The sequence below is a fragment of the Microvirga puerhi genome, assembly GCF_020089865.1.
Classification (GTDB): Bacteria; Pseudomonadota; Alphaproteobacteria; order Rhizobiales; family Beijerinckiaceae; genus Microvirga; species Microvirga puerhi.
On record NZ_JAIRBM010000028.1, the window covers coordinates 46064 to 52776 of the forward strand.

The window sequence follows — 6713 nt, forward strand, 5'->3', positions numbered from 1 at the left end:
ACGCCAAGCCCGGCTACCCTCGTCATCTCCCGGCGGCCCCAACCGGGCGTCGGTTGCCGCGTGCATTCGGTTGAAGCCGCCCTTCGTGCCCCCTCACTGGATAGCCCGCCCATGAACGACGCCGTCGACACAGAAGTCTCTCCGCTCCGTCCCACGCCTGCTCCCAAACTTGCCCTGGCCGCTGGTCTCGCGGCCTTCGGCGATTGGCTGTTCTATGGTCATGAAATTGGCATATCCGTCGCTCTCTTTCTGGTAGGCCTCTTCGGCGCTGCATGTCTCACGCGCCCCCATCAGAACAGAGATCGCCTCTTTTCGAGCGCCGGGATCGTCGTCGCGGCGCTCCTGCCGCTCATCGTGGAGGTCCGAGCTCTCTCGGTTCTCTGCGGCATTCTGGGCACGACGCTCGCAGCCGCTGTCATATCCGGGGCGTCGGATCGCGGGATGGCGACCTTGATTGCGACGATGCAAAGACTTGTCCTGACTGGACCTTTCCGTTTGATCCCTGACCTCGTTCGAGCCAGGCGCGAAGCGAACCTTCGACAACGGGCGTCTCGCCCCCTGGGCGTGCTCGCCGGCTGGGTCGTTCCCGTCCTATGCGGTTGCGTCTTCGTTGCGCTGTTCGCCATGGCCAATCCGATGGTCGAAGAATGGTTGGCGATCATCGACCCATCCCGTCAGGACTGGCACGTCGACGGCGGGCGGACGCTGCTGTGGGGCATTCTGCTTTCCCTCGCGTGGCCTTTCGTTGCGACGCGCGTGAGCAATAGGCTGCCCTTCGGTGCTGGCCTCCTGGCATTGAATGTTCCTGAGATCGATGAAGACAGCCGCTTCCTCGGCACGGCGGCAATCAGGCGCTCCCTCATCCTGTTCAATCTACTGTTCGCCGTCCAAACCCTGCTTGATGTCGTTTATCTCTGGGGCGGCGCTACTCTTCCGGCCGGGATGACCTACGCGGCCTATGCACACCGTGGAGCATACCCGCTAATCGCGACGGCCCTTCTTGCGGCGGCCTTCGTGCTCACGACCCTTCGTCCTGGAGGACCGGGTGAACGATCGGCCTCGATCCGGAGGCTGGTGTATCTCTGGGTGGGACAGAATGTCATTCTGGTAATCTCATCGATCCTCCGCCTCGACCTGTATGTGGCGACCTATTCTCTCTCCCTCATGCGCATTGCAGCCTTTATCTGGATGCTTCTCGTCGGAGCGGGTCTGATCCTGATCATCGTGCGTATTGCCCTGCGCCGATCCAATCTCTGGCTCGTCAGGGCGAACCTGTTGACTGTCGCCGTCACCCTCTACGCTTGCAGTTTCATGGACTTTTCCGCCATCGCCGCGAACTACAACCTGTCCTCTCGGCGTGAAACCCTCGTCTCGGCCTTAGCCCCTGACCTGGGATACGTCAGGCAGCTCGGGCCGCACGCCATCCCGGCCCTTGACCGATATATCGCCCGTCATGGCGTTTCGGCGTCCTCCGACCTCGTTCGCTGGCGCAACTGGGCGGCATCGGATCTCCTCCGTCGGTTGGACGACTGGCGTGCTTGGAGCCTGAGGGACTGGCGCCTGAAACGCTACCTTGTCCGTCAGGCCGATGATAAGGGAAAGGCAATGGCCTCCGGCCAAGGGCTCTAGGAGTGAGTGTCGTGCATCGGGTTCTCGTCGTGGATGACGATCCACACATTCGGGACGTCATCTGCTTTGCCCTGGAAAAGGCGGGAATGATGCCGTCGGTTGCGCGCGACGGACGGGAGGCACTGATCCGCTTCCGCGAGACATCTCCCGACATGGTCGTGCTCGACGTCGGACTTCCGGAAGCCGATGGCCTCGAAGTTTGTCGCCAGATCCGCAAGCTGTCCGACGTTCCCATTCTTTTTCTCTCGGCCCGGGACGAGGAGATCGATCGCGTGCTGGGGCTGGAGATCGGTGGTGACGATTACGTCACGAAGCCGTTCAGCCCACGCGAATTGGTCGCGCGGATCAATGTCATCTTCAGACGGATCACCGCCCGGAACAGCCGGGAGCGTCTGGACGGCGGGGTTCTATCCCGTGGCCGCCTTCGCATGGACAGCGTTGGCCACATCGTGGAGTTCGATGGCGCGCCCGTGCCTCTCACGGCGGTCGAGTTCGCGATTCTGAAGGCGTTCGTGACCAGACCGGACATGGTATTCACCCGCGATCGGATCATGGATGCCGCATACGGCACCCAGATTCATGTCTCCGACCGAACTATCGACAGCCATGTCCGCAATATCAGGGCGAAGTTCGGCTCGGCCGGGTGCAGTTCGATTATCGAGACGGTGCACAGTGTCGGCTTTCGGCTCGGCACTTGCGAGACCGCCCTGTGACAGCGCGGGCGAGGGCCAAGTGGCGCCCGACCCTTGGCATGATCGTCTTCGCGGTTCTGACCACTGTGATGGCATTGCCGCTGGTAGGGCTGGTCTTCTTTCGCCTTTACGAGAATGAGCTCGTCCGCCAGACCGAGACCGAGCTGATCGGGCAAAGTGCCGTCCTTGCCGCGATCTTCACCCAGGAGGCCGAGGCTCTGCCGAACACGGTCCTGGGAGCGCCCATCGTGCACGAACATATCGATTTGCCGGACAGTCCCTATCGGCCGGTCACGGCGACACTCGATCTTTCCGACGCGGAAGTGCTTGGCCGCCGACCGGACGCCGCGCCCGCACCCTTGCCGCCATCATCAGAGTTTCTCGCCGTCGGGGCGCAGCTCCAGGAGATCGCTCTGCGGACCCAGATCGTCACCCTTGCGGGATTCAGGATCCTCGACCCACAGGGCGTCGTGATTGCGGGGCGTGAGGAGAGGGGTCTGTCGCTCGCGCATATCGACGAGGTTGCCGAGGCGCTCAAGGGCCGATACCGCTCGGCCCTACGCATGCGAGCCGTCGATCAGCCATCGCCGCCCTTGTACTCGCTCAGCCGCGGGACGCAGGTGCGTGTCTTCGCAGCCATGCCGGTCTTCGTGGGAGATCGCGTCGCTGGCGTCATCTATGCCTCTCGGACACCGAACAACATTCTTCGGAGCGTGTACGGCGAGCGCCGCAAATTCGTTATCGCCGGACTGACTCTGCTGGGTGCCACCCTGGCAATCGGTTTTCTGTTCTCTCGCATCATTACGGGGCCGATCCATGCCTTGGTGGCACGGACCGTGGAAATCGGGCGCGGAAACCGAGCGGCGCTTCGCCCGCTCGCCCACCACGGTACGCGGGAGATCGCACTTCTGGCAGGAAGCTTCATTGAGATGGCCGAGCGCCTCCATGAACGGTCCGACTACATCGCGACGTTCGCGGCGCATGTATCCCACGAACTGAAGTCGCCGCTGACGGCCATACGAGGCGCCGCGGAGCTGCTGGCGGATGAGGCAGGGGCCGTCCCAGGAAGCATGTCCCAGGCGGAACGCACCCGATTTCTCCAAAACATCATTACCGACACCAAACGGCTGACGGCCATGCTGCACCGACTGCGGGAACTCTCGCGTGCCGAGAGCCAGCCGACAGACGGGAAAACGAGCCTGGTCCCGATCGTTGAGGCGCTCCGCCGCAGCTTTCCGATGCTTTCGGTTCGTGCGGACGGACGTTCCGGCGAAGCGGTGGCGATGTCGGCAGAGAATGCCATTATCGTTTTCTCCCATCTTGCCGACAATTCGGTCCGTCATCATGCAACGGAACTCGTCCTGCACGTCAGTCGACAGGCTGACGAAGTTCGGATCGAGGTGCGGGACAATGGCAACGGCATCCCGAGGGCGGTTCGGGACAAGATTTTCGATGCATTCTTCACCACCCGGCGTGAGCACGGCGGGACGGGGATGGGATTAGCCATCGTTGCGGCTCTGCTGCGCGCTCACCATGGATCGATCCGGATGCTCGAGGCGACGCAGGGCGCGGTTTTCGAAGTCCGTCTTCCCACAGCCCCGTGACGGGTTGTACCGGGTACCGGCTGCCACGATATGGTTTCGCGGACACTTAAAGCAGTGTCGGTCGCATTGACCCAGGATCCGGAGAGGGTTTCAAGATGCTCCTGCGTGTCTGTCCACGGTCTTTCATTCTCCGGGAGAACATGGCCAACAGCAGATGATGTCGGAGTGATCGCGACAGCCTCGACCGACCCTTTGGTGGGTAACTAAACGCCTGCAATATCGCACAGGCTGAATCCCACACGGCGATGCTGAGAGACGGGTACTCGGCCTCGGACCGATCCCAGAGGTCTGTCGATGCCGTGAGAGTGTGGCCGAAAGGATGCAGCCCGTTGGAATCTCGGTTCTGTCGGGTGTCTAAGACAAAAATCCCTCTATTCACCGCCGGGCACCTATCTAAACAGAGAGGATTGCGATCAGTCCGCGCCTCATGCGGCTGAGGCGAGACGGGGGCAAAGCATGGATCGGACAATGGCGGCGCGCCGTGGGCAGCGCGGCGGCACGGTGGGCGTCGTCTCGACCGAACCGGTCTCACGCGCGACGCGACGTCGATGGTCTCTGGTCTGCCTCATCCTCGTCGGAGCGGGAAGCGCGCAAGCCACCGATTATACGGTCTCGACCGAGGCCCAGCTGCGGGCGGCTTTGGTCAGCGCGCAAAACGGCGACAGCATCATCTTCCAGAACCACATCGCCATCACGCCACCGAGCGGCGCCGGGACCGGCGACCTGCCGGCTGTCATGGCCAGCATCACGATCAACGGCAACGGCTACGCGCTCAACGGCAGCGGCGCCAACCGCGGCCTGTTCGTCTATAGCGGCACGGTTGCCATCAACAATCTGACCATCGTCAACACGCTCGCCCGCGGCGGCAACAGCGGCAACGGCGGCGGTGGTATGGGGGCAGGTGGCGGGTTGTTCGTCGCGCCGAGCGCCAACGTCACCATCACCAATGTCTCGTTCAGCCTCACCCAGGCGATAGGCGGTAGTTCGGGCGTGACCAGCGGAACTGGAGGCGGCGGACTCGGAGGCGATGGCGGCACTTGCTGCAATGGCGGCGGCGGCGGCATCGGCAACATGGCGCGGGGGGGCGCGGCTGGCGGCGGCGGCGGTCAGGCGGGCATCGTCACCGGCGCGGCATCGGGCGGAGCAGGCGCCAATGGCGGGGCAGGTGGCGCTGACGGCGGCGGTGGCGGTGGCGGCAATGGCAATCCTGGCGGCGGCGGCGGTGTCGGCGGTGTTGCCGCTGCTGTCGGCGGTTTCGGCGGCAATGGCGGCTTCGGCGGAGGTGGCGGTGGCGGGGTTGGTGGCAGCGGCGGCTTCGGCGGTGGCGGCGCCGGTAATGCGCTCGCTATCGGTGGAGTCGGTGGTTTCGGCGGCGGCGGTGGGGGCTTGGGCAGCCGTCCCGGAGGTTTCGGCGGCGGCTCAGGTAATAGTTCCATCGGCGGCGGTGGCGCGGGCATGGGTGGCGCGGTCTTCGTGGCCAAAGGCGGCTCGCTGACCGTCAACGGCAGCGGCACCGCTTCAGGCGGCACGGTGCAGGGCGGCACGGGGGCCAACGCTGGCGCGGCGTTCGGCTCCGGCTTTTTCGTGCAGGGTTCGGCGCTGACCTTCGGCTCTGGCACCTACACCATCACCGGTGACATCGCCGACCAGGACGGCTCGGGCGGTGCTGCCGTTTCGGACGGTCTCGGCGGCACTGGCGGTGCGACCTCAATCGCCAAGACAGGCGCCGGCACGCTGACGCTCAACGGCACCAACACCTATTCGGGTGGCACTACGATTACCAACGGCACGGTGGTTGGTTCTGCGAAGAGCTTCGGCTCCGGGAGCATCACCAATGACGCCGCGCTGGTCCTCAACCAGGCAACGACCGCGACGCTGACCAACACGATCTCGGGCCTCGGCTCTCTGACCAAGCTCGGCACCGGCACGCTGACGCTGTCTGGCGTCAACACCTACTCGGGCGGCACGAGCGTGCTGACCGGCACGCTCGAGATTCAGAATGCCGCAGCGCTCGGCACAGGCGGCGTCACCTTGAACGGCGGCCAGCTGCGCTCCACCATCGCCGGCACCGCAACCCTGCCCAATCCGCTCAGCGTCTCCAATGTCGGCGTCCTGACGGTCGCTCCTGGGCAAACGCTCAACATCGATCTCGCCAGCGTCGCCGACGGCGCCACCGTGCTGCTCGGCTCGGCCAGCGATACCGGCACGCTCGTCACCACCGGGGCTGCCATCGCCACCGCCGGCTCTTCCATCGTCGAGGTCAATGGCGGCACGGTCCGTGCCGGCTCCGCGCAGCTGCCCGGCCTGGTCGGATCCGCCAGCAAGCTGACCCTGGCCCGCAACGCCACCCTCGACTTGGCGGGATACGGCGCTTCGATCCGCGATCTTTATGGCGCCGGCACGCTGACCGGCAACGGCGGCACGCTGCAGATTCTGGCCGGCGACTTCGACGGCCGCCTCACCGGGGCTGTCGGATTGGACAAGGTCTCAGCGGAGCCGCTCAACCTCGACGGTGTCTCCAGCTATACCGGCCCGACCACCGTGCGAGCCGGCTATCTCGGCGTGAACGGTTCGCTGGCCTCGGCCGTGAGCGTGCTCAACGGGGCGGCGCTCGGCGGCTCGGGCATGATCGGCGGCCTCGCCGTGCAGAGCGGCGGCACCGTGGCGCCGGGCAACTCGATCGGCACGCTGTCGGTCAATGGCAACGTCTCCTTTGCGCCCGGTTCGGTCTATGCGGTCGAGATCAACGCCGCCGGTCAAAGCGACCGCCTCGCCGCCACCGGCACCG

Annotated in this window: 4 protein-coding genes; all 4 read left to right on the top strand. The window is 64.8% G+C overall.

Annotated elements, in window-relative coordinates:
* The first annotated feature begins 111 nt into the window (after window positions 1-111).
* Window positions 112-1629, top strand: coding sequence for a DUF4153 domain-containing protein (locus tag K9B37_RS23185; protein ID WP_224315969.1), 1518 nt, complete (start codon window positions 112-114; stop codon window positions 1627-1629).
* 11 nt (window positions 1630-1640) lie between these two features.
* Window positions 1641-2342 (top strand): response regulator transcription factor, encoded by a 702-nt coding sequence (locus tag K9B37_RS23190; protein WP_439651782.1) that lies wholly within the window; start codon window positions 1641-1643, stop codon window positions 2340-2342.
* Window positions 2339-3925, top strand: coding sequence for an ATP-binding protein (locus K9B37_RS23195; protein WP_369414414.1), 1587 nt, complete (start codon window positions 2339-2341; stop codon window positions 3923-3925). Before K9B37_RS23190 ends, K9B37_RS23195 begins: the two co-directional genes overlap by 4 nt.
* 456 nt (window positions 3926-4381) lie before the next feature.
* Window positions 4382-6713: beta strand repeat-containing protein (locus tag K9B37_RS24740; protein ID WP_255616755.1), on the top strand; the 2332-nt coding region annotated here is incomplete at its 3' end.